Origin of the sequence: Rheinheimera muenzenbergensis, assembly GCF_036984005.1 — a bacterium.
GTDB classification, from domain to species: Bacteria; Pseudomonadota; Gammaproteobacteria; order Enterobacterales; family Alteromonadaceae; genus Alishewanella; species Alishewanella muenzenbergensis.
In genome coordinates, this window is the sequence record NZ_JALAAR010000012.1 from 38,098 (window position 1) to 61,995 (window position 23,898).

22 protein-coding genes are annotated in these 23,898 nt (G+C 51.0%); 15 read left to right on the forward strand and 7 right to left on the reverse strand.

Features of this window, described 5'->3' with window-relative positions; genetic code table 11:
- The first annotated feature begins 7 nt into the window (after nucleotides 1–7).
- Nucleotides 8–211: a hypothetical protein gene (locus MN202_RS14100; RefSeq protein WP_335736771.1), complete on the forward strand. Its 204-nt coding sequence runs from the start codon at nucleotides 8–10 to the stop codon at nucleotides 209–211.
- Here the strand turns inward: MN202_RS14100 and MN202_RS14105 are convergent.
- On the reverse strand, nucleotides 208–681 hold the full coding sequence (locus tag MN202_RS14105; RefSeq protein ID WP_335736772.1) for a thioredoxin family protein: 474 nt from the start codon (nucleotides 679–681) through the stop codon (nucleotides 208–210). The two genes, MN202_RS14100 and MN202_RS14105, sit on opposite strands and share 4 nt — an antisense overlap.
- 124 nt (nucleotides 682–805) lie before the next feature.
- Between MN202_RS14105 and MN202_RS14110 the strand changes: the two genes are divergently transcribed.
- A complete protein-coding gene (locus tag MN202_RS14110; RefSeq protein ID WP_335736773.1) occupies nucleotides 806–1,144 on the forward strand; it encodes a gamma-glutamylcyclotransferase family protein in 339 nt (112 codons plus the stop codon).
- 39 nt (nucleotides 1,145–1,183) lie between these two features.
- Here the strand turns inward: MN202_RS14110 and MN202_RS14115 are convergent, their stop codons facing one another.
- Nucleotides 1,184–2,131, reverse strand: a complete 948-nt coding sequence (locus MN202_RS14115; protein ID WP_335736774.1) for a hypothetical protein — start codon at nucleotides 2,129–2,131, stop codon at nucleotides 1,184–1,186.
- Between the two features lie 161 nt (nucleotides 2,132–2,292).
- On the opposite strand from MN202_RS14115, the gene MN202_RS14120 reads away from it, so the two are divergent.
- From MN202_RS14120 to MN202_RS14165, 10 genes are all read left to right on the forward strand, one after another.
- A complete protein-coding gene (locus MN202_RS14120) occupies nucleotides 2,293–2,925 on the forward strand; it encodes a trimeric intracellular cation channel family protein (protein ID WP_335736775.1) in 633 nt (210 codons plus the stop codon).
- Between the two features lie 98 nt (nucleotides 2,926–3,023).
- Entirely contained in the window at nucleotides 3,024–5,249 is a 2,226-nt protein-coding gene (locus MN202_RS14125; RefSeq protein WP_335736776.1) for a S41 family peptidase, read from the forward strand.
- Nucleotides 5,250–5,312: 63 nt separating this feature from the next.
- Nucleotides 5,313–5,942 carry a YigZ family protein gene (locus tag MN202_RS14130; RefSeq protein ID WP_335736777.1) on the forward strand — a complete coding sequence of 210 codons (630 nt, stop codon included), beginning with the start codon at nucleotides 5,313–5,315 and terminating at the stop codon, nucleotides 5,940–5,942.
- 57 nt (nucleotides 5,943–5,999) lie between these two features.
- Nucleotides 6,000–7,247, forward strand: a complete 1,248-nt coding sequence (locus tag MN202_RS14135; RefSeq protein WP_335736778.1) for a hypothetical protein — start codon at nucleotides 6,000–6,002, stop codon at nucleotides 7,245–7,247.
- A complete protein-coding gene (locus MN202_RS14140) occupies nucleotides 7,237–7,827 on the forward strand; it encodes a condensin complex protein MksE (protein ID WP_335736779.1) in 591 nt (196 codons plus the stop codon). The genes MN202_RS14135 and MN202_RS14140 overlap by 11 nt, the downstream gene beginning before the upstream one ends.
- Nucleotides 7,820–10,657 (forward strand): ATPase, encoded by a 2,838-nt coding sequence (locus MN202_RS14145; RefSeq protein WP_335736780.1) that lies wholly within the window; start codon nucleotides 7,820–7,822, stop codon nucleotides 10,655–10,657. The genes MN202_RS14140 and MN202_RS14145 overlap by 8 nt, the downstream gene beginning before the upstream one ends.
- Nucleotides 10,654–11,679, forward strand: a complete 1,026-nt coding sequence (locus MN202_RS14150) for a Wadjet anti-phage system protein JetD domain-containing protein (RefSeq protein ID WP_335736781.1) — start codon at nucleotides 10,654–10,656, stop codon at nucleotides 11,677–11,679. Before MN202_RS14145 ends, MN202_RS14150 begins: the two co-directional genes overlap by 4 nt.
- Nucleotides 11,680–11,806: 127 nt before the next feature.
- On the forward strand, nucleotides 11,807–12,823 hold the full coding sequence (locus MN202_RS14155) for a hypothetical protein (protein ID WP_335736782.1): 1,017 nt from the start codon (nucleotides 11,807–11,809) through the stop codon (nucleotides 12,821–12,823).
- On the forward strand, nucleotides 12,820–13,212 hold the full coding sequence (locus MN202_RS14160) for a hypothetical protein (protein WP_335736783.1): 393 nt from the start codon (nucleotides 12,820–12,822) through the stop codon (nucleotides 13,210–13,212). The genes MN202_RS14155 and MN202_RS14160 overlap by 4 nt, the downstream gene beginning before the upstream one ends.
- Before the next feature lie 61 nt (nucleotides 13,213–13,273).
- Entirely contained in the window at nucleotides 13,274–13,837 is a 564-nt protein-coding gene (locus MN202_RS14165; protein WP_335736784.1) for a hypothetical protein, read from the forward strand.
- A 112-nt stretch (nucleotides 13,838–13,949) separates the two neighbouring features.
- Here MN202_RS14165 and MN202_RS14170 read toward each other — a convergent pair whose 3' ends face one another.
- The 3 genes from MN202_RS14170 to MN202_RS14180 form a co-directional block, all read right to left on the reverse strand.
- A complete protein-coding gene (locus tag MN202_RS14170) occupies nucleotides 13,950–14,273 on the reverse strand; it encodes a YceK/YidQ family lipoprotein (protein WP_335736785.1) in 324 nt (107 codons plus the stop codon).
- 102 nt (nucleotides 14,274–14,375) lie between these two features.
- Entirely contained in the window at nucleotides 14,376–15,065 is a 690-nt protein-coding gene (locus MN202_RS14175; protein ID WP_335736786.1) for a hypothetical protein, read from the reverse strand.
- A gap of 75 nt (nucleotides 15,066–15,140) precedes the next feature.
- Entirely contained in the window at nucleotides 15,141–16,364 is a 1,224-nt protein-coding gene (locus MN202_RS14180; RefSeq protein WP_335736787.1) for an acyltransferase family protein, read from the reverse strand.
- A 132-nt stretch (nucleotides 16,365–16,496) separates the two neighbouring features.
- Here MN202_RS14180 and MN202_RS14185 point away from each other — a divergent pair, with 132 nt between their 5' ends.
- Nucleotides 16,497–17,375, forward strand: a complete 879-nt coding sequence (locus MN202_RS14185) for a LytR/AlgR family response regulator transcription factor (RefSeq protein WP_335736788.1) — start codon at nucleotides 16,497–16,499, stop codon at nucleotides 17,373–17,375.
- Between the two features lie 23 nt (nucleotides 17,376–17,398).
- On the opposite strand, the gene MN202_RS14190 is transcribed toward MN202_RS14185, so the two are convergent.
- Complete coding sequence (locus MN202_RS14190; RefSeq protein WP_335736789.1) at nucleotides 17,399–20,623, reverse strand: M1 family aminopeptidase; 3,225 nt, start codon at nucleotides 20,621–20,623, stop codon at nucleotides 17,399–17,401.
- Nucleotides 20,610–21,479: an ABC transporter ATP-binding protein gene (locus tag MN202_RS14195; protein ID WP_335736790.1), complete on the reverse strand. Its 870-nt coding sequence runs from the start codon at nucleotides 21,477–21,479 to the stop codon at nucleotides 20,610–20,612. The genes MN202_RS14190 and MN202_RS14195 overlap by 14 nt, the downstream gene beginning before the upstream one ends.
- A gap of 219 nt (nucleotides 21,480–21,698) precedes the next feature.
- Between MN202_RS14195 and MN202_RS14200 the strand changes: the two genes are divergently transcribed.
- Both MN202_RS14200 and MN202_RS14205 read left to right on the forward strand, forming a co-directional pair.
- A complete protein-coding gene (locus MN202_RS14200) occupies nucleotides 21,699–23,210 on the forward strand; it encodes a sensor histidine kinase (RefSeq protein WP_335736791.1) in 1,512 nt (503 codons plus the stop codon).
- Complete coding sequence (locus MN202_RS14205) at nucleotides 23,204–23,896, forward strand: LytR/AlgR family response regulator transcription factor (protein ID WP_335736792.1); 693 nt, start codon at nucleotides 23,204–23,206, stop codon at nucleotides 23,894–23,896. Before MN202_RS14200 ends, MN202_RS14205 begins: the two co-directional genes overlap by 7 nt.
- Nucleotides 23,897–23,898 lie beyond the last annotated feature (2 nt).

Genomic DNA, 23,898 nt, shown 5'->3' on the forward strand with positions numbered 1-23,898 from the left:
ATTGATTATGAGGTTATATTTCGCCAGATTAGCCACAGTTTTTATCGTTTTAGTGTTGTCATCCTGTGCCACCGTTAAGGAGGCAGGCCGCACCATTGGCCATACCACCAGAGATGTAACAAAAGCGGTAGGACACGCCTCGCGGGATGCCGCTAAAGAAGTAGGCAAAGCCACTAAGGAAGTGGTTGAAGATATTAAAGACGGTGGTTAATTACCGGCAATAGCTGCTAAATCGGCTGCCAGTGACTGCTGCGGTTTCTCGATAACCCGGCCCAGTTCTTTACCATCACGCAATACAATAAAGGTGGGTGTGTAGCGCAGTTTGTAGTCTGTGTGCAATTTATCCGGATGTTGTTTATTGCGGTCAACGGCCTGCAACTGCATGTTTTCAAGTTCAACGCCCGACACTGCAATAAGCTTTAATAACCGCGGTACTTCGCGCTCGCTGTCGTGGCACCAGCTGCCAAATAATACCACTAAGCTGACACCCGACAGCGCCTGCATTTGCTGCAGCTCCTGTTGCGTTGGTGTATAGCGGCCATACTCATCAGCAAAGGCATCATAGTTTGCCAGCAGCTGCTGCTGGCTGAGCAAGCCAATAGCATCCGGCCCCTTTTCTGCAGCTGTAAGGGCTTGGCTGCACAGTGTTAACAGGCAACATAACAACAGATGTTTTAACATGATAATGCTATCAGAAGTTTGATTAGCCAACATCATAGCCAGTGGTTATAGTGGCAGCAATAGCGCTTTGGCATCAGGTTGCCTGTATTGTTGTAACAGGCACAGATATTTAGCAGGAGTTACTATGCCCAAACTGTTTTCTTATGGCACCTTGCAGCAGAAAAATGTGCAGCTGGCCAACTTTGGCCGTGAGCTAAGCGGTAGCAAAGATTCACTGCCGGGTTATATAGTCGGTGAAGTAGAAATTACTGACGAGCGGGTGCTGCGCGAAAGCGGTAAAGCCTTTCATCCTATTTTGCGCTTTAGCGGTAACCTGACCGATGAAGTCGCCGGTACTGTGTTCGAGCTGACCGAAGCTGAGCTTGCGCAGGCCGATGATTACGAGGTGGATGCGTATCAGCGGGTAAGCGCCCGACTGAAATCGGGTATTGAGTGCTGGATTTATGCTGCGGCTGAAAAATAACACAGCCCGTATTAGCGGGCTGTGTCGTTAGCGGGGTGATTAGTTGGCCTGCAGTTTTACATTGGCAAACTTAATCATCGCTTCCGGGCTAACCATATGTTCGGCCAGTTCACCGCTTTGCATCCGGGCAAATTGCAGCGGTTCAGTAAAACCAAAGCTTAGGCTCAGTTTTTCCGGCTTTTGTACAAAGGCGGTTAGCGTATCTTTCATATCTTGCGGCAACTGCGGTGCTGAGCCAACGCCCGCCAGTGCCATACCTTGCACAGTACGGTAATCCGGCGTTTGGCCCATCTCGGCTGTCATTGCCAGAGTGCGCTCAATAAAGCCTTTATTTTCAATGGTAATATTGCCATTTTTCAGGGCGCCAGCCGCCAGTTTTTCAATCATCTGGCCGATATAAGCTTCATCAGTTAACAGCGCTTGCAGCAACTCTGGGGGTAGCGCGCTCAAGTCTTTAGCGACCTGCCAGAACTGTTGCATCTGGGCCAGGCTAAAGCTGTAGTTAAGGGCAAACTCATCATTAATGCGGGTTTGCTGGCTGAACATCAGTTCGCCGTTTTCAGTGTAGGCATAGTCATAGTCACCGTGCAGGGCGATATCCTGCATAAAAGCGCTGGTTTGCGGCGGCAGCATTTGCAACACTGCTGAGGCGGCTTTAATGCCGGTTACCTTCACACTGCCTTTGTCGGCCAAACTTTGGGGTTTTATGCCTTTGGCCTGGATAAGATCGACAGTGGCGATAGTACCCATTTCAGCTAAGGATATTTCCAGCCCGCTGATACTGTAGTTTGATAGCAGCACATTGGCAGACACGTCTTTATAAGCCAGACTGATTTCCGGCATTTCACCTGACGCCGCCAGCTCACGGTAACTTTGGTTGGCATTGTCTAGTTGTTGTTTAATGGCGTCCTCTGCCTGTTGGTTGACATAGACTACCCCAGCGGCAGCTACACCTATCACTACCAGCGCTATCAGCGACTTTTTCATGCTAATCCCTTAAAGGTTTGTTAATAAAACCGCAAAATGCTAACACAACCTAAAAACGCCGGATAGCTCAGGCGGTTCTTTTTTAGCAGCAACTGCTGGTTTACCGCTGCATTAAAGCCTGCTAACGTCAACGCCAACGGCGGCTACAGAGGTATGGCAGAATGGCAGACTACTTTCACTGGTTTGATTTACTCGGTATCGCAGTGTTTGCCATCTCGGGCACGCTGGCGGCCTGGCGCAATCAAATGGATGGCTTTGGCGTTATTGTACTGGCCAGTGTTACGGCCATCGGCGGCGGTACCCTGCGCGACCTTATTCTTGATGTGCCGGTGATCTGGATAAACAACAACAGCTACTTTTACGCCATTTTTATCGCCGCTATCGGCACTATTTTGCTGCTGCGTAACCGTTTAACAATACCGCACAATACGCTGCAGCTGTTTGATGCGTTGGGGTTAGCGTTTTTCGTTGTTATGGGTACGCAAAAGGCGCTCGATTACGGCACCTCTACTATGGTGGCGATACTGCTTGGCACCATGAGCGGCGTCTGCGGCGGTATGATCCGCGACGTACTGTGTCGCGAAGTGCCGATGGTGTTTCGCGGTGAGCTGTACGCAGTAACCTGTGTCTTTGGCGGCGTGGTCTATACCGGCCTGCTGGCGTTAGGGGTAGCGCAGTTTGCGGCAATGGTAAGTGGCATGGTGGCACTACTGTTGCTGCGCCTGGCAGCGATAAAGTGGCAACTAACGATACCGGTCTTTAGCAAACATCATAACGAGCTGAACGAGCCGTAGCGGCAGGCGCAAATGCAGCGGTTTGTAATTAAAGATAAATAAATGTTGCCAATGTGGTGATTGATATTTAACCTGATGTTTTTTCAGGGATGAATACGATGCGGATAACCTTTCTTGGGCTGATGCTGGCGCTGTTTTGTCACACCTTACAGGCACAGGCTAAAACGCCCCAAAATATGTCGTTCGAAACGACAGCACAGAATGCTCCGGCTGGGTGGCAGATCCGCCAACCTGAAGCGGTCACAATTGATACCCAATATAAAACCGACGGTGAGCATTCGCTGAAAATTCATCGTGAAGTGACAACTGCCGCACGTTTTAGCTTTGCAGCTCAGCTGCTGCCATTTAGCTATGCTGCAAAAAAAGTTACGCTGCGCGGGCAGATCCGCACTGCCAATGTGGCAGGTACAGCCGCTTTAATGCTGCAGCAGCAAGATGCCAACGGCGAAACTCTCAGTTATGCAGATAGTACCGCCTCACCCGCCAGTGGCAGTGCTGACTGGGCGCCGTTTAGCGTAACGACGGACCTTGACCAGCGTACCAGTAGCTTAGTGCTGAACGTAATGTTGCTGGGGCAGGGCGAAGCCTGGTTTGATCAGTTAGAGCTGATGCTGGATGATAAACCGATAAACCAAGCCAGCTGGCAAGAAAAGACGACCCCGCGCGCCTTTGACGATAAAACCTTCTGGCAGGGCTCAAATATAGCGCTGGAGAACATCAGCGATACGCAGTTACAGCAGTTGGTTTTGCTGGCGCAGGTGTGGGGTTTTGTCAAATATCATCATCCGTCATCGCTGGCAGGTGATATTAATATGGATGCAGAGCTGTTTCGGTTGCTTGCTAAAGTGCAGGCGGCGTCGGCAGCTGAGACGCCATTGCTACTTGCCAATTGGGCGGAAAATCTTGGGCCACTAACGCCGTGTCAAAATTGCCGGCAGCCTGCAACCGACGCCATTGTGACAATGCCGGCACAATACTGGCAGCAATGGAGTGATAACAGCACGTTACAGCAGGTTCTGGGCCGTATTTACCACAGCGAAGCGCCAGCGCATAACTTTTGGTTACGCACAGCGCCTATGGTTGGTAATCCGCTGTTTAATGAACTGGATTATGGTCATTTACAACAGCCGGATAGCGGGTATCGCTTACTGGCCTTGTTCCGGCTTTGGAACATGTTGCAATACGCCTTTCCTTACCGCGAGCTGATGGCGTCGCGAGACGTGCAACTGCTGCAGCAGCATATCCGGCCTATGTTGGCAGCCAAAGACCGGCAGCAATATGTTGAAGCTATCGCGGCTATGCTGGCGCAGGTGCGGGATGGCCATGCCAGCTTAAGAGGGAAAAACCCGGAGTGGTTGTCATTTTGGGGGCGTAACAGTGCCCCCATTGTCGTGCGGATGGTGCAGCAGCAAGCTGTGATCTACCACCTGTTGCCGGAAGCAGCCAGCTTGCAGCCAGCACTACAAGTTGGAGATCAAATTATCGCCGTTGATGGAGTGGATATTGCCAGCGTAATTGCGCAAAAGCGCCCCTATTCCGCCGGCTCGAATGATGCTGCGGTACTGGCGAATATCGGTCATAGGTTACTGCGCAGTAATAACGAGACGATGACCCTGACAGTACTGCGCGCTGGGCAGCAGCTGAAGGTAACCACACCGCTGTATGCTTCGGGCCAGCTTGATACTGCGCCATTTTACAGCTGGCGTCAGGAGCAACAGGCCTACCGCTTGCTGAACCCCGATATTGGCTATATCACGCTGGATAAAATAGAAGGTACCGATCTGGACGCTATGATGGCGCAGCTCTCTGCCACTAAAGGCATTATTATTGATATTCGCAATTATCCTCAGCAGTTTGTCGTGTTTAGCCTGGGGCGCTTTTTGTATCCCAAACCCTATCCCTTTGTTCGTTTTAGCAGCCTGAATTTGTCGGTGCCGGGTGAGTTTCGCATGACACCGCCCTTAAGTGTTGGAACAGAGAACCCGGATTATTACAGAGGCAAAGTGGTGCTGTTGGTGAATGAGTTTTCAGTCAGTCAGGCCGAATATACTGCTATGGCCTTTCGCGGTGCCCCTAATGCGGTGGCAATTGGCAGCAATACGGCCGGGGCTGACGGCAATATTAGCTCTATAGTGTTGCCTGGTGGCATCAAGACGGCGATCAGTGGTATTGGTGTTTTTTATGCTGATGGCCGCCCGACCCAGCAAATAGGCATAGTGCCAGACATCGTGGTGCAACCAAGTATTGCCGGAATCGCCGCCGGGCGTGATGAAGTGCTGGAGCGGGCGATTGAGGTTATTAGCGCGGCAGAGCCAGTTAATTAAGCGCTTAAAGCGGCGCTTACGTTACACTGGCGGCCTGAGTTTTGAATTAGGTAGTAACTTGAGGTGATAAAACGTTATACCGAGCTGGCTGATGCGGTAGAGCACCTGCTGCTGGAAAAAAACAGCGAGTTTATCTGCTATTTACAGCCGGTGACCAGCCGGGAGGCGGCGCTGCAGTGGCTGGCGCAATATCGCCAGCAGTACAGTGATGCCAACCATGTTTGCTGGGCCTACATTATTGGCAATACCCGCCAGCCGCAAACCCAGGCCTTTAGCGATGATGGTGAGCCCTCCGGTACTGCCGGTAAACCTATGCTGCATGTGTTAACTGAGCGCGAGTTGGGTAATTGTCTGGCGGTAGTGGTGCGTTATTTCGGTGGCGTTAAACTGGGGGCCGGTGGCTTAGTGCGGGCTTATTCCAATGCGGTATCACAGGCTGCGGGCAACGCTGAGCTGCGGATGATTAGCCCCAGTGTGCAGCTGAGTATTAGTGTTAGTTTTGCCTTTGAAGCACGCTTACGGCAGCTACTGCAGCAGTATCAGGCCGCGCTGGATGATGTTGCTTACCGTGATAATGTCAGTATGCAAGTGAGTGTGCCGCAGGATGCCGAGCCGGCACTGCGCGAACAGCTTATTAATGAAACAGCCGGTGCGGCTGTCATCCGTCAGGTCGCGTCACACTCTGGCGTTTAGCGCTAATCCGTGGATAATAGCCTTTTTGAAGTATCGAGCAGGAACGCTTAGCCGCGCATGATATCCCCGCGTAAAATATTAAAATGCCTGGACGAACACTGGCAGGTTATTGAAGCCCTAATTGGCCGCAGTAGCCTTGGCAGTTTCAGCTTTCAGGATGTACAGGCGCTGATTAAACGCTTTAATCCGACTTACAGCAGCGAGCAAATCTTTAAAGAGGCGCAGCGCCTGCTGCAGGCTGAAGTGTTTATCCCGCTGGCTAAATCCAGCCAGCTGGAGCTGAACCGTGCCGTGCTGGAATTTGCCGAATATCTGCTGCAGGAGCATAACCTGGGCATGGCGGAAGATATTCAAAGCCGTATCCATGAGCTAAACCGGCTGGCGCGTAAGCTGGAGCTGGCTGCCAAAGGCCGTGATGCCAGCGAGCTAAAACGCTTTATCTGGCAGATGGATGAACGGATCCGCGAAGTGGTAAAACACTTTGGCAAAAACGAAACCGCCATTTTAAATCTGGTCGATAAAGCCAAAGCCGACGAGCGCAATTTGTCGTTAGCGCGCCGCTACAGCGCGGTGATGGAAGCCTTTGACGATTACATTGAGCCGATGCTGCAGCTGATTGATATCAATGGCCCGTTTCAGGCCACTATCGCTGGCCTTGAAGCGCTGCTGAGCGAGCAAATAACCGCGCTGGAAATCAGTGGCGGCTTAAGCCACGAGAAAGAATTATTACTGCAGCTGCGCACCCGTTTGCTGGATATGAATCAGATTGGCCGCGAAAGCTTAAGCCGCAGTGCCGACTCGTTAATGCCACTGCGCGAAGAACTGCGTAAAAATACGCTGTTATCACGCAATGCCAGTGCGGTGCTGGGTTTGATGCGCAAAAAAGGCATTGATCTTACGCTAAGCCAGCTGCCGGTGGTAATCGCCTCTGACTCGCAGCGCTTCTCGCTGGGCAGTGCCAATCAGCTGACCAGCTATATGGCCGAGCTGGCCGATTACCAGCAAGCCGAATACCAGTTGCCAACCCAGCAAGACGAGCGTGTGGCACCGAATTTACAACTGCCGGATTACGACAGTGTGCTTAACAAAGCGCGCAGTAGCGGCACTATTACTAACCTGGCGCGCTGGCTGGATGACAGCTACCCGAATTTAGCGCTGGATGAGCTGCTGTATCTGTATCAGGCATTAAGCCGCGAAGACGGTTTGGCGCTTAATCATGACCATCAGGCGGTTGAACTGACGTTACAGCAGCATAAGTTAACCCTTTACCCGTTTTCGCAGGAGGCCAAGGCCGATGCATCTTGATTTACAAGAGCTGACCCAGCTGGCTGAGATCTATAAAAAGCTCAGTGGCGGTTATCATATCAGCGAGCAGGATTTAGCGCTGTGGCAAGAACTGGACGCGCAGGAACTAGGCTACAGCGCATTATTCTCTGGTCTTGGCCATACACTAAAGCGCGACAGCCGCGGCTTCTTCTATTTTGACGTCGATGACGCCAGCGCCAATATGGGCAAAATCTCCCGTTTATTTGCGCTGACTATTTATGCGCTGGTGGAATATTTTGCCGATCAGGGCCGCGATCCACTACAGGCGCTGTTTGATAGCGAGCTGGATCACGAAGTGTTCGCAGCCATTGTACAAAAGCAATATCATCTGTTTGAGCAGCTGGATATCTTCAGTGCCACTGATGTAAAACGTGAAGTGGCCAACCGTATGCTGCGTTTGGGCTTAGCCCGCGCCAGTGGTGACAATATTAAGTTGCTCTCACCGGTGCACCGCTATTTAGATGCCTTACTGCAGTTGGATGATGGCGCCCCGCAAGACTCCAGCGATACGGTGTTATTGGTGGATACCCCGGATACTGAGGAGATGAGCGATGTCTGAGCAGCTGTACGGCCTGACTAAACTGGCGCTGTTAAACACCGCCGGTTATGCCAAATGCGTCATTCCACTGGATCATGCCGCCTCGATTTGTGCGCCGAACAATACCGGTAAAAGCTCAGTAATTAATGCACTGCAATTCCCGCTGATTAACGATTTACGCCTAACCGAGTGGGACGGCCACGACTTAGATGAAACGCGTAAGTTCTACTTTGGCTCGGATCAGAGCTATATCCTGCTGGAAGCCAATTTGCCGGATGGCAAAGTGGTGATCGGTGTGGCCGGCTTGGGTAAAATTGCCGGCTACAAATACCAGTATTTTTGCTATCAGGGCGCACTGGATTTAGACCACTTTATCGCCGGCAACAGCATTGTGAAATACAACAAGCTCGACCATGTGCTGCGTGAAAAAGGCCTGGATCCGATTGAGCTAAAGCCGTCCGAGCTTAACGCCATGCTGACCGGCGGCGCCACGCCGTACGACAGTCGCATTAACCTTAGGATGATCCCGCTGAACAACGTGTCAGATGCGCCGGTATATAAAGATATTTTCCGCCGTATTCTCAACCTGCATAAGCTGACCGCGCAGGACGTTAAGCGCTTATTGCTGCCGGTATTCGCCCGCCATTTGGGCGACCCTAAAGTCGACTTCTATGCCGTTTGGCATGGTGCTTTTGAAAAGGTTAACCGTGACCGGCGCGAGCTAAAAGCATTGGAAAGCCAGCAGGAAGGCGTTACTGCGCTGGAGCATATGCTGGATGCACGCTCGGTATACAAAGGTAAATTAGCTGCTTTTGCACCTAAGCTTGATATCGCCTTAAACGACTATCAGCAGCACTTTGACGATCAAACCAGCGAGCTTAGCGTACAGCTGGAAGATTTACTCAGCGAAAAGCAGCAGTTAGAAGAGCGCCAGCGCTTATTTGTTGGCCAGATTAAAGACTTAGGCAACCGTCAGCTTGAGCTTAGCCAGTGGTTTAACCAATACGATGCGCTGCATAGCCGCTTTGAACTCGCCAGCAGTGAGCAGCTGGCAACTAACCTTGGCAATATCCGCAGCGACTACGAGCGTTTAAGCCACAGTTTACAGGGCGCCAGCAACGTTAATCTGGCCACTTTGCAGCACCAGCTAAGCCAAACGCAGAAGCAGCATAAAAGCGCCAAACTGCAGCTGAAAAACCTCGAATACAACCTGTATTCACGGCTGCGTGAAGATTTAAGCCTGCCGGAAGTACAGCACATTACCAAGCTGCTAAACCCGGATTTATTGTCACTGTCTACTGCCAAAGGCGGCGAGGTCGAAATCACCGATGACAGCGCCTTTAGCAACCTGCTGGAGCAACTGGCTGATTGCATTAAAGGCGGCAAGGCGTATTTGCCGGGCGCCGTTATCGATTTAGCGCCGCTACACAGTGCGCCGGATATGACCAGCGCCGAAGATAAGCTGCAAATTAAGCAGCAAATCGAGGCCTTAGAGCAAAGCCTGCACACGCTTAACCAGCAAATTGAGGTGGCCGCCGATTTAGCCGGTAAAACCCGCGAAAAAGAGCGCTTGTATCAGGATATGCTGCAAGCCGAGCAGGATGTAAAAGACTTCAGCCGCTACCAGCAAATGCGGCAACTGCTGGATGACCAGCAACAGTTACAGGCCGCACTGGAAGAGGAAGAAGCCAGCGTGCAAGGCCAGCTGGATGAGGTGCAGCATAAGCTGGCCAGCCAGTCCGACCGGCGTAATTTGCTCAACAACAAGCTGGAGCAGTTAAAGCGGCAAAAAGAGCGCATTGATCAGGAAAAACGCGAGCGCCGTGACCACGAACTGGAGCTCTACAGCGGCCGTGTTACGCCTTATATGATTGATATCACGCTGGATTTTGACAATTTAGCTGACAGTATCCGCAGTTTTAATAAAGACTGTCAGGAGCTGCGCTTAACCGAGATGAATATCAGCAATACCTATCAGTTTATCTACAACGCCGGTATCACCAAGTTTGAAACCGAAAGCGATACTGAGCTGAAATACCAGAAGCTGATAGAAGCCTTCCATCATCTGGATAAAGAGCGTGACGCCATTGAGCGCCGTGCCCGGGTAGCATTAACCGAAGTGGCCTCGACGTTGAAAGGCCTGCGCAACGACTTAAACCGACTGCACCGCGAGCTGAATAGCTTTAACCGCGGCATCTGGCGCCAGCAAATCTCCAACTTAAAAGACTTTAAGATAGAGATTGTCGATCGCAAGCTGCTGGTGGGCCATATCGATACCATTTTAAGCACCTCTGAGGCTTACGAGCAGGGCGATACCTTCGACTTACTGGCTGGCAATACCATGGCCGAGCGTGATATTAACGCCGCCCGCGATTACTTAGTACAAGCCGCCAGTGAGAAAGGCGGCTTAACGCTGTCGGACTTATTCGATATCCGCTTTAAGGTAGTCAACCGCGCTGGCGAAGAAGAGTACTTCGACAAGATCGACTCGGCCGGCTCTAACGGCACCCGTATTACCATTAAGCTACTGTGCGGTATGTTGTTTATCCGCCAGTTACTGGCCGAGCGCGAACGCGGTAAATACCGTATTCCGATTTACATCGACGAAGCGGCCGATATCGACCCGCATAACCAGCAGGCCATTATTGAAACCGCACTCAGCTTTGGCTTTGTGCCAATTTTCGCATCGGTGAAACCACAAACCAGCTGCCGTTATATCGTGCCTATCCGCACCGTCGCCAACGGCGCACAAAACTGGGTAGATGAAAAAGACTGGATAATTTGCCAGCCAGTGCAGCAAGAGCTTGCCGTCGAAAAAGAGGCAACGGCTCAGTTAGTTGAAGAATTATGAATTTAACTGCTAGGAAGCAGATCCAGATTTTAAAAACCTTGTTGGAAGCCGATGCTGAAAAAAACTTTCAGCTGACAGCTTCACAGCTTGGGGCAACAACAAGAGAGCTTGAAAAGTTTGAACGCACGGCCAAGGCTGGAAAATGTTTGCATATTTATCCTCAGGGCAGAAAAACCTTTTACCGGCTGAGCAACAACACCCGTACTCTAGCAGAAAAATACTTAGCTGAACTTACAGCTGTATCCAATGTTTCATTGGCAGAGCGACTAAGAGTGCTTGAATCTCTTGGAATGAAACTCCCCGCAGGTGTTGTTCACAGCAGAGTTGTTGCCGCTTTGCTGCAAGAAAATTCTAAAGCAAAGCTATCATCTGAAACACTAACATTTCTTGAACAAAATGGTCTTCAGGTTCAGCATAACTCGCTATTAAGGATCCGAAGCCAAGCGCCACTTAAGTTGCATTTCACTTGTGGGCGAGTTGAAGAAATAGCTCCAGAAGAAAGTTTGAACAAAGAGCTGTTTTTATCCGATTTGGCGTTATCTCAAATTACGAATATTTCCAGCGGGCTAAACATTGAGCTGAGACTGATTACAATCGAGAATCATGCTGCGTATTGCCATTTTTCGCTGGAATCTGATGAGTTAGCTGTTTTTCAACCAGGATTTGATGATCGGCAAATCAAAATCTTGCTGGAGAAGCTAACTTTCTCCTGTAGAAGCCATTTTGGCGATCTTGATCAACAAGGTATTGAAATTGCACTGCGGCATATTCCGCTACATTCAACACCGGTTGAATTTTTGCTTCCTGAACAGGAACTTCTTGTGGAACTTCTATCACATTTTGCGTTGCCGATCACAGATGAAAGAGAGGGGGAGTGGATGCGCAAAAACTGGCGTCCAGAGGTTTTCCCTGATAATTTGCAGCGTTACCTCGCGCCGTTGATAACGAATAAAAAATGGCTCGAACAGGAAGTAATGACGCTGTTGCCCCGACAAAAGCTAATTTTCTTTAGATTGCCATAGCTTAGATGTGATTGTCTGGTTTAGGAATCTTCCAAAATTAAATGTAAACAAAATGAATAAAATGTTTAAATTTAAAGGTATTTGAATTAGCATCATAAGGCATCGCTGATTGCATAGGGACATCACCATGGCAGAGTTTTACTTTCCACGTACCACAGAACGCGCCGAGCAAATTTTTGCTAACCAGCCTGACTTGCTTGAACACTACAGACAGTACAGCAATAGAACTGACAATACTTTATTGCCGCACCAGCCGTATTTAATGAGCTGCGAACCAGGTGATAGGCAGACACTGCAAGCGCTTGAGCGATTTAGCTCTCCAGAACTTCAACGTTTGCAGCAGGTTGCGCAAGAGTATGACGAACTTACCGTTGCGCTGGCCTATGTATCTGAAGAGCTGATAAAACCGGTTATGCAGTTGTTGGATAAGCATGGCACTACAGCCACCGGGGCTATTGTTGGTGCTGCGAACAGCAAATACAAGGTATTTCAGCGCGCTATAGTGCGTTATCAGCAAGCCCTATTAGACTTGCACGAAGCAAGTCAGGCCAAGGCTCAAGCTACTGGTGCGAGAACAAAAGGCGCACATAATGCGGTAATTGCTGCTAAAGAATCCCACGCAAGGCGGATGCATGCTGAAATGAACTTGCAGTTTAAAACCCAGCTACAACGTTATGCAGCTAACTTAGGTGCTAGTGCTAAACGTTCAGTATTACTCAACGCAGAGCGTGGTATTAATGTTGCTCGCAGTGGCCGTAGCAATAAGCGTAATGGTCAAACGCTGCGTCTCGCCAATAGTCAGCAAGTTGCTACGGTAAAGCGTTTTGTTAATGACTCGCAAATGTTAGGGCGTGGTGTGCTATTTCTGGATGTCGGCCTACGAGGTATTAAAGCCTATAACGCAGACAACAGTGGGCGTGAGGGTGTTTCTCAGGTGTTTGGTTTTGGTTCCAGTGCAGGTACCGGTGCTTTGGTAGCTTGGGGGACAAGATCTATAGGCATGGCTTTGATGCTGACCCCTATAGGGTGGAAAATACTAATAGGTGCTGCGATAGTGGGGGGCTTTATGGCTGCGTCTTACGCTGATGAGAATTTCCAAGAACTAGGCGGCCGTTTGTATGATAGATTGAGAGTCCGCTTATGACAGAAGATACTATACCACTTTGGTATGACCTCTTGGCGCTTGGATTATTGTTATCTGCGATAATTGCGTACCCAATTGTTGCGTTATTTGTTACCAGGCCAATCCAGCGTAAATTGCGGCAAACTAATCAGGATTATCTCAGCGAATGGGTGATCTCGCCATTTCAAAGCATTTTTTACGCTGGTGCCGTTTTAATACCGATGACGCGCTGGCGGCATGAGAATAATAAACAGATGGTTGACACAGATGAACTGGTACGGCAGGCAGCAACGCCGTTGCAGTGGTGGTTGTCATTATGGTGGTTTGCGAGTACTTGCGCCATGGTGCTGTTAATCTTCCTTCCGCCATTGTTGGAGTTTTTTGGTGTCTGGTCTCTTGGTGGTGGCTAATGTTGCTTATGTCATAGTGAGCGGCTTTACCTATAGTCAGTAGTTAAGTGATGGAACCTCAGTGGAAGCTTTCTGTTTTAAAATCAGAAAAATATTTATACCGTTCCTGATTACCTCAGCCCTCGTAATTGTTGGCTTTTATGCTGTGGTTTGGTTGTCAGTTGTAAAGCTCCAACTGCCTGAAAATGCTTACGAGGGCTACTTGTTACTTGCCTGCTTTGTGCTTCCTGGCGTGGTTAATGTGCTGCTGTTTCGGCCTCGGTTTTGGGTATTGCAAAAATCACATGCCGGCTATGCCAGCAATTACACGCTGTATAATATTGTTATGTTTGGGGCAATTGCGCAGCCAATGATACTTATAGGTGCCTATGCTGAGGAAAATCATTTCGGATTCATTGAGATGGCAGTGATTAGCTACAGTTTTTACTCAGGGATTGTTGCTCTGATGCTTGCGTTCAGTAAATTGCGAGTTGGTTATGCAAGCATAGTTCCCGCCACATTTACCAGTTACATGGTTTCACTGCTTAAGCGTTATCAACAATACAGGAAGCCTGCACAATTGCCGACGCGGACAACTATGGCAAAATGGAAACACCGAAATAGAAAGAACCTGAGAAAACACTGAGGTCTTTAGATAACAGAAATCAATAGTTGCTAAGATAAGTAACTTCAGATGTCTGAAAACAAACTACTGGAGCCAACTGAACACTTGCTGAAAACCATCCAGTAAAGTGAGTTTAATTTACGTCAATATTGCCATGTTTACCTTGAGTGTACAGGGTATAAGGCAAGGCCACCGTATCGGCAACTAAAGAAAAACCGCCATCGATAATAAAGAACGGCACATTGTTAAAACGGTCGCCAAGGTTTTCCTGGCGGCTGGGTTCGCCGTGTAGCTTGCATAAGTTGTAGGAAAAGCCGCTGTAAACTCGCGGTATGCTTTGGCAATAGCTGCGCTTACCGTGATGCTCAATATTTACATGGCTGGTGCTGGCCGGTAGCGTTTTTACTGTAGCGCAGCCAGTCAGGCTTAGTATCATAGCGAGTAAAACTAGTTTCATTGTCTGATATTGCCACTGTTTTAATTTAGCCAGAGTGTAAATTACTGTATCAATAAAGTAAACGAACCAGTTTGGCTGATCTGGCCCTGTTGATGCGCCAATTTACTGGGCTAGGCTGGCTTCGTCGGTATTGGCACGCAATAACGTTATGCCTAACCAGATAAACCAGCTTAACTGGGTAATGCCAAAAGCGTCTTTTAGATAGGGCACAGTATGCAAAACGGTGAGAATGCCTAAGCTACCTACGACCAGCCCCAGCAGATGTAGTGCTTTAGCAAAGCGCTGTTGCTGAAGCCCGGCGATGCTGAGCAGCAAAACCCACAAGCCGCCGACCAGCTCAATGCCACCTCCCAGTGCATTGGTAAGCAGGTTGCCGGTGTTATACAGCGCCAGCGCCTGCTCGGTGCTGCTGTCGAGCAGGCGTAACGTCATATCCATGCTAACCAGGGCCACCATGCCCGATGCCATCATCAGCACCAGCCAGACATTGCCAAAGCGCTCGGCTAACGCTGCGAAGGCTGACTGGTTTGGCGGCATTACCTGGCGCAATGCCTGTAGCAAAATAGCCAACAGTACAGCAAATAGTAAATAACCAATGCCCCAACCGATGGCGACCAACAGGTATTCCTGCTGCAGGAAAAACTGCAGCCGTCCCAGGCTATCCAGCCCCGTTGGTACGGCTAACAGGCCAAAGAAAATAACCGCCACACTGATATAGCACAGCGCCATGCCTATGGCGGCAATGCCACCGGCACGGATAAGTGCAGGGCTGCTTGTCGCTTGGGTTGTCATCCTTTTTACCTGTCAGGTTGAGAAAATAGCCTACAGCATAGCCTGTTGTTTGATCCTAAGTAGTGCCGATTTGTTTCAAGGTGTGTTGTTTTGCATTGGTCTGTTAGCTGTCGTCAGCGTTGGCAGCGTCACTTTTAAACCAAACAGCCAGCGGCTAAGCCAGAAGCGTTTTACTACCTCAAAACCCAGCCAGCAGCCGGCGCAGGTCAGTGTAATCAGTAGGACTGCTTCAATAGCCACCGGTAATGCCAGTGCTTTTAACCAGACGGCAAACACGACAATCAAGGTCTGGTGCAACATATACCAGGGCAAGATAGCGTTATTGCAGTAATGTAGTAGTGAGCCGTTTTTGTCCAGCGCATTGGTTGGCCGGTTCAGGTAACGACCGGCGTAGCCGATTAAGGCGAAGATCCAGCCCCAGTGGTTTAGCGCCAGTACCACGCCGACAATCAAGCGCCCGCTGACAGACTCACCGAAACTGGCGGGCAGGCTGTCAAATAGCCCATTTCTGTCGGCAATAATCAGGCTGTAGCAAAGCATGGCCGCCAGCATCAACCAACGCCGCTGCGCTATGACCAGTTGCCACCAATTGCCTTGCAGTGCAAACAGGTAACCGGCAATAAACACCAGCAAGTATTTGGCGTGGTTATACCAATCATCTACCAGGGCATGGCTGGAGGGATAAGCCTGGCGCAGAAAAAACCAGGCACAGATCAGGCTGGCCATTACCAGCAGCAAGGCAATGCTGGCAGGCAGTGGCTGCAGTAATTTGGCCAAAGCATTCAGTAGCGGCGCCGCCAAAAGCACTAGCACGCTGTAGCACCATAGATAAGGTAAAAACCACAGGTGATTCCAGGTTAGCAGCCCGATAGGACTGTGGTGCCCGGGCAGTAAGTCGGTGTTTGGGTTAATGTATTGCCACCAGAAATTGATAAAACCCGGTTCAATTAGTTGCTGCGATAAGGCTTCGTAATAAACCTGCGGTACCACAACGATAAACATTCCACACAGCAATGGTATTAACAGCCGGTTACTGCGCAGGCCAAACAGCTTTAACCGGCTGCTGCGTTGCTGCGCTAAAGCCAGCGCCATAGCACTGATAAAAAACAGCAATGACATGCGCCATTGATTCGTCAGGATCATCAGATTTTGCAGCACAGTACTGGTGGTATCACTTTTAATATGCCAGCCCCAGTCGGCGACATAATACATACCAATGTGATACAAAATCAGCAGGCCAAAGACCAGCGTGCGCAGCCAATCCAGATCGTAGCGACGCTTGTCGGTAGTTAGTGTCATAGTAAAGCTCCGTGGTAGCCATTGCGTTTGCAGTTTTGTTTTCAGTTGCCTGATAGTGCGCTGCTGCACTAGCATGAGGTAGCGTAGAATGGCCACAAGGCAGTAAACAGGGATGACCGGTGGATGGGTGTGATGAGTGAAAAAGTAAAAAGTGTATTTGAGCGCTTTGACCGGCGGCCGGGGCTATACAGTTATCTGCTGCTGGCGCTCTATTTTTTTATTAACGCGGCGATTAATGCCAGCTCGGTGTGGATGGAGCACAGTCGTGACGGTAGCAGCAACCTGCAGTTGTGGGAGCCAATAGTCTGGGAATACAGCAGTGCCATCAGCACGCTGCTACTGCTGCCGTTGCTATTCTGGTGGTTTAACCGTTATCCGTTGCAACTTAGTGCTATCCGCCGTCAGCTGCTGGCGCATCTGCTGGGCAGTCTGTTGTTCTCTCTATTGCATGTCGGCCTGATGGTGGCAATGCGCGAGCTGGTTTATCTCTGGCAGGGCGGCAACTATAACTTTGGCCCGCTGGTGCGTGAATTCTTTTACGAATACCGCAAAGATGCCTGGGGTTATGTGTCCTTTGTTATCGGTTATCAGTTGCTGCTGTTTGTTTACAGCCGGATTAAGGGAGAAGCGCATCAACTCGACAGCGCTGAAGATAGCGACACTATGCCGCTGGCCAAGGCACCGGAGCACTTTTTGGTAAAGAAGCTGGATAAAGAGTTTTTGATCCGCACTGACGATATTGAATGGCTGGAAGCCAGCGGCAATTACGTTAACCTGCACAGTAAAGGCCGCATATATCCGCTGCGCGCTACGTTAAGTAATACCTTGCTGCAACTGAGCAGCAAAGGTTTTAGCCGTATTCACCGCAGCCTGGCGGTAAACCACAATGCCATCGACAGCATCAGCTACGACAGCAGTGGTGATGGCGATATTTTACTAAAAGGCGGCCAGCAGCTGGCGCTGTCACGCCGTTATAAAGACGCTTTCAGGGCGGCTTTGCAGCCAGACTAACAGTTGTTTGCTGGCTGCAGGTTTTACCGTTTGCTACTGTCTGCCAGCAACAGGCCCAGTTCTGTACCCAGCAGTAAGTCATTAATCAGCTGTTGCTGCCCCGGCGCAGCAGCTTGCAGGGCGCGGACAAAATCCATAGAGGTGGCCGGTGTGCTGGGATAAGCATGTTGCTGCCACAGCTGACGCAGCGCCTGGCAGATAAGCTCATCGCCCAGCTGCTGGCGCAGGATGGCAAACACCAGGGTGGCACGCGAGTACAGATCTGCAGGGTCGGTTGCATCCACCATGGTGCTAACCTGGCTGACATTACGTCGCACCCCTTGGGCAAAGCGCTTGCGCTCATAGTCGACCAGCGCTTGCATTGCATCGACGCCATAGCGCTGCTCTATCAATACTAGCTCGATATATTTTGCCAGCGACTCGACTAAAAACGCGCTGTCGGCTGTTACGCCATTGCCAATATCGTGGCCAAACCATTGGTGCGCCGTTTCATGTACAGCGCGGCGGTAGCGCTGATCAAAGCCGGCATCTGGCGCGGGTTTGGCGCGAAAGCCGACGGTGTAGTTAATCAGCATCAGCTGTGGCAGGGCATAGCCGGTGGCGCCAATATCGGGCATGGCTATCAGGCTTAGCTGTTTGGCGCGATAGGGCGTTATATGTTGCTGCATCCAGGACAGTGTGTCCTGCATCGCCTGCATATTGAGCTCGGCGGCGGCATTTAGCTGCGGGCTGTAGAGTGACAGGGTGGTATCAGCATGTTGCCGGCTAAGCGTATTGCCGCCAACTGAAAACCAGGCCAAGGCATTGCGGATGGGCTCAGGGGTGCGGTATTCGGCGTATTGACGGCCGTGCTCTTGCCACTGGCGCAGCAGCTCGCCTTGGGTCAGCGGTGTCTGGCCAATATCCGTCGACATGACTGAATGCAGCGTTACCCATTGGTACTGGGCTGTTGCTGTAGGATGATCCTGGCCGCTGTCATGCGCTGATGCAAATAACACTGAGGGCTTTGCCAGTGCCAGCGGCGCCAGGCCATAGTGTGCACGCAGTTCTGTATCGCGTAACAGGTATTCCCATTGCAAACCAATAGTTGGCAAAAGCGGTATAGCACGCAGATAGCTCAGAGAGGGTTTGACAAACTGCGGCAGTACCGCTGGCCAAAAGCGGGGCTGCTTAAAGGTTAGTTTACTCTGTAGTTGCAGGCTATCACCCGGTGCCAATGGCTCAGTCAGCGTCAGGATAAATTGGCCAAGTTCGGCATCGGCTGCAACACGGTGCGCGACATTGACACTGATATCTGTGATTGCTGTGGCGGAATAGTTACCCACCAATAACTCGCTAACCGCTGCTGTAGTGTTGTTTATTAAGCGGTAATCTAAAGCCAGTACCGCTTCACCCTGCTGCGGGTAAATATCGACGGCTGCGTCTATATGGCTGACAGTAGGCTGCGCTTTGTCAGCCCAGCTGGCGTAACGCTGCTCGTAACTGACGCGCCACTGCTGGCGCAGATCTGAGCTCATTAACGGCCGCTCAGTGCTGATATTCAGGTGTAGCAGTACGCCGCTGGTAACGGCCAGCAGCAACAGTGCACTACTGCTCAGATCCAGCGTGCCACGTTTGCTGTTGCTAAAGCCGCCACTGCGGTGCGACCAACGCGCCGCCAGCCATAGCAAGCTAATGGTTAGTAGTAGCCAAAATGTCATAAAGGGCCAGAATACCGACTGGCTTTGTTCAAAGCCCCAGAACGCATCGGCCGCTTGCAGCGGTGAGCCGGCGATATTCCACAGCGGATGGCTTAAACCTAATTTGCTGCTAAGCGGGGTAAATTTCAGCAGCAAGATGGCAACACAGCCGACCGCAGCCGTTAACGGCGAGCGGCAAATGGCATGCAACACGCTAAACAGTGCGCCCAGCAAGGCTAATGACAGCGCGACCTGGCCGAGCAGCTCAGGGTACAGGCTGAGGTTAATTTCGCTGTTGGCCAGCGATTCAGCCGTCAGGCACGCCAGCGCGCTTAGCAGCGTGAGCAACAGGATCAGCGCGGCTAAGGCCAGCACATTGCCCGCCAGCAGTATGCCTGAGCGTACCGGTGCCGCGGCAATTAATTCGGCCATGCCGCTATAGCGGTTACGCCAGCTAAGCTGGTAGCTCCAGAGCAAAATTAACAGGCTGCCAACAAACGGCAGTACGTCCCAGGCGATGCGGTTAAGTGCATCCAGACTGGTGGCATTTAGCACCGCCAGCGGTTCGGCATAGTTAATACCCGACAGCACTTCACTGCCCAGCAGTAAGGTCCAACCCAGCAGGATCAATTGGTTCAGTCGCTGTTTCAGTAGGGTGGTAACAACGGTGCGCGTTAGCTGCCACAATTGGCGTACGTTGGAGTGCTGCGGCGTTACGGCCTGATAAGACAGTGTTGCCGCCAGCTTGTGGCCATTGTCGTCTAACAGCGGTTTGACACTATGCTGATAGGGTTTTAGCCGTAAGCTGAGATAAAACAGCCCGCCTGCCAGCAAGCAGTAACACAGCCGGTTCAGATAAAAAATGCTGTCGCCATACAGCTGTGCTGGAGTCAGCTGATACAGCGCAATCAGGCCGGTATTGCCGAAGGGGTCGAGCAGACGCATAGCATTAAACAGCCAGTCGTAGCGGATAGTACTGCTGGCTAACATGGGCGCGCCGTTTAGATTGGCCAACACCAGATACACTAGCCATAGCGCGGCAAATACGGCATACAGCGTTACATTGCTGCAAAAGCGCTGCGCCAGACAGGTCGCCAGCGTGGCATAAAAGGCGCAAGCCGGCAGGGCCATCAAGGCAAAGTCCCACAGCCCCAGCAGCAACAACGAGGACTGAAAACCAAACTGCCGGCTCAGCTGGCAATAGATGACAATAAAGCCTGTCAGCATTAAACCGGCACAGAGCAAAAACAAGCTACCGGCTCTAGCCAGCAAGCGCTGAGCCAGCGGCACTGGTGTGCTGTGGATAAGTTCGGTCATGTTATGGTTGTGATCGCGCAGCAACACCACAGGTGCCAGAGCGCCGCACAGCAGAGGCAAATAGAACATCAGCAGTGTCATATGCAACGCTTGCAGCCGTTTATCGGCAATGGTGTCAATGCCGGTAATACCGCTAGCAAAAATATAAGCCGCTAACGGCAGCAGTATTAACGCCAGCCATAGCAGCGGTTGGCGCTGCAGATAGCGCCATTCGTTTTTTACCAGACCAGCTAGCAGTTTAAGCAGCAACATCGGTAACCGCCTTATGTTGCAGTTCAAAAAAATAGCGGTCTTGCAAAGTGGCCGCTACCGGCACCGCCGCAGCGCAGGGCTGTTGCTGGCTTAACAGCCGGTATGTCGGTATGCCAAAGCGGTAGCTTTCACTAAGCAGGATACTGCTGTCGTCCGGGCGCAGCGGGCTTTGCCAGATCCGGCCTTGTAACGGCGTGAGCAGGCTGGGCACCGGGCCGCTTTGCACAATCTGCCCTTGATTGATTAACGCGACAAAAGGGCACAGATTTTCAATGTCCTCCACAATATGGGTCGATAGCAAAATAAGCTTGTCGCGGCTGATAGTGACCAGTAAGGCGTGCAAGCGCTCGCGCTCGGCCGGATCCAGCCCGGCGGTGGGCTCGTCCATAATCAATAACCGTGGGTTACCCAGCAGGGCCTGGGCAATACCAAAGCGCTGGCGCATACCGCCGGAAAAGCTGGAGACTTGTTTCTTCGCCACGGCGCTAAGGTTGGTCAGTTGCAGCAGAGTGTCAATCTGTTGTTGTTGCTCGGCTTTATTATGAATACCCTTTAATACCGCCATATGCCGCAATAAAGCAACGCAGCTCATATGCGGATAGACGCCGAAATACTGTGGCAGGTAACCCAGTTGCTGACGCAAACTGTCTGGTTGTTGTAGTAGATCCAGATCGGCAAATTGTATCTGGCCGCTATCGGGTTTTTGCAGCGTAGCCAGGGTGCGCATTAGTGTCGATTTACCGGCACCATTGGCACCCAATAAACCTACCATACCGGCGGGTAACTGCAGATTGATGTCCTGTAAGGCCCGGGTGCCATCCGCGTAGGTAACAGAGAGTTGGTTAATTGTCAGCATAAGTGTGTCCTGTAAAAAATTAAGCCCAGCCTAGGCACTGCAGCAGTAGGCAACAAGTCAGTGATGACGAAGTAGCGGATTAACATGACAAAACTGACTAAGGGCGGAATGTGGCAAGCAAATTTACTTTCGTCAGTAAAAGCGCTAACTTCGTCATCCATTAGCTGACGGCTGGGGCGGGTTGCGCCACGCTATGTAAAAATCTGGCAGGAAAACACCATGCGTAACCCGGCTTTCGCCAAAGCTAAAGACATACTTAATGCTGTCGCCGATAATCAACTTGCGCTGGTGGCAGCGCTATTGCTGGAAGCGGCTATCCGGCACTTTTCCCAGCACAGCCAAAGTGGCCTGGACTATCTGCTGATTAGCGTGCAATTGCTGGCTGAAAGTGCGCCGCTAATGCTGGCACATTACGTCGGTTGCCGTTTTGCTGGCCGGCGCAACCTTGTCGCCGCAGCGATTTGGTGCAGCGGCTTTGTGCTTTATCCGATATTGCTGTTCACGCTGGCCAGCTATGTGCCGGCTTATGCCAGTTGGAGCCTGTTTTCGGGGCAGGGCTGGATATTATTAACGCTGGCCAGCGGTGGTTATGGTCTTAGCCGTTGGTTAGCAAGGCGCAGTGGTACGGCGCGTTTCCAGTTAATATCGCGGCTGTTTTCCCTTAATGCGGTGCTGCTATTGTTAATGCTGATTTGGGCCTTTTTCTGTGCAGCGATCTTTGCTTCTTATGATGATCCGGTGCGCAATCAACCGCTGCGCGCCGTGATTGACAGCGAAGCCGTTATCGTCAATTTCAAGATGTTTTTAATGTACTTATGGCAGTTTTTGCTACTTGGTAGTGCGGTGTTATTGCTGTGCTGGGTAAACCGGTATTGGCTGATCCGCAAATTGTTGGCTCAAAAAGGTGTCTTTGCCTATGTCGCTGGTTGCCTTATCAGCATTATTGTCCTGACACCGCTGCTGGGATCGGTAGTGCTGAGCCTGCCTATGAATATCGCTGAATTTACCTTCCTGCCATCACAGGATCATAATATTTTTGCGGCGGATAATTTTCGCTTTTGTTTTTTTGTGTTGCTGCTAAGTGCACCGGTGATCCTGGCATTTGAGCGGCAACAACAAGAGAAGGCTTTGGCAGAAATTGCCCAGCAGCACAGTGTCACCGAATTGCAGCTACTGCAGCAGCAGGTGAATCCGCATTTTTTATTTAATACACTAAATAACTTATATGCGCTGACACTGGCCAACTCCGCTCAGGCGCCGGCCATGGTAATGCAACTGGCGAATTTACTGCGTTATACCGTGTACGACGGCCAAGCGCCGCGTGTGACGCTGGCACAGGAAGTACAGTACCTGCAGGATTTTCTCGCCCTGCAAAGCATTCGCAGCGCCGACAAATGCCAGCTGTCGCTGACCTGGCCTGAGCAAGCCGAGCGCTGGCAAATCGCGCCCTTGCTGCTGATAATCGTGCTGGAAAATGCTTTTAAGCATGGCGTAGAGCCAAGTCAGTCTGGCTGTCATGTTGAGCTAAGCCTTACAGTGGAAAACGGTTGGCTGCACCTGCACTGCAGTAATTCTGTGCCGGATAATATTCGCCAGACTGCGGCCGGCGTTGGTTTGGAAAACCTGCGCCGTCGACTGAGTTTGCTGTATGCCGGTAAGCATAGTTTTAGCAGCGCCATGGAAGAGGGTGTCTGGTGCGTTGATCTGACACTGGAGCTGGAACCGTGTTAAAGACCTTGATTGTCGATGATGAGCCGCTGGCACATCAGGTGCTGCAGCATCATTTGCAGGACAATGCCGATATTGCGCTGCTGGGCAGCTGCTACAACGCGACGGAGGCGCTGCGCTTTCTGGCACAGCAGCCCGTTGATTTGTTGTTGCTGGACATCAATATGCCGGCACTTAGCGGTATTGAACTGCTAAAAGTGCTGCACAACCGGCCGGCGGTGATCCTGATCAGCGCCTATAAAGAATTCGCCATAGAAGGCTTTGAACTGGACGTGGTCGATTATCTGGTGAAGCCGGTCAGCCGGGCGCGCTTGTTAGATGCCATCAGCAAAGTGCAGCGGCGTCTTGCGAGCCAGACGCCAATTGTTGAACCCTATATCGTGTTAAAGGTTGACCGCGAAAAACGCCGGTTTTTGCTTACTGACATCGACCTGCTGGAGGCCTACGGCAACTACGTCAAAGTCTGGCAGGGGCAACAGGTGACACTAGTCAGCAGTACGCTGAAACGCCTGTTGCAGCAGTTGCCTGCACAACAGTTTGTACAGGTACATAAATCTTATGTAGTGAATAAAAACAAAATTATCGCACAAGACAGTGATCTGTTGCGGCTGGCGGGAGGCCAGCCGGTAAAAGTGGGTAAGTTGTATAAATTGGGGCTGGCGGGGTTGTTGTCACAGCCGGATGATTAAAC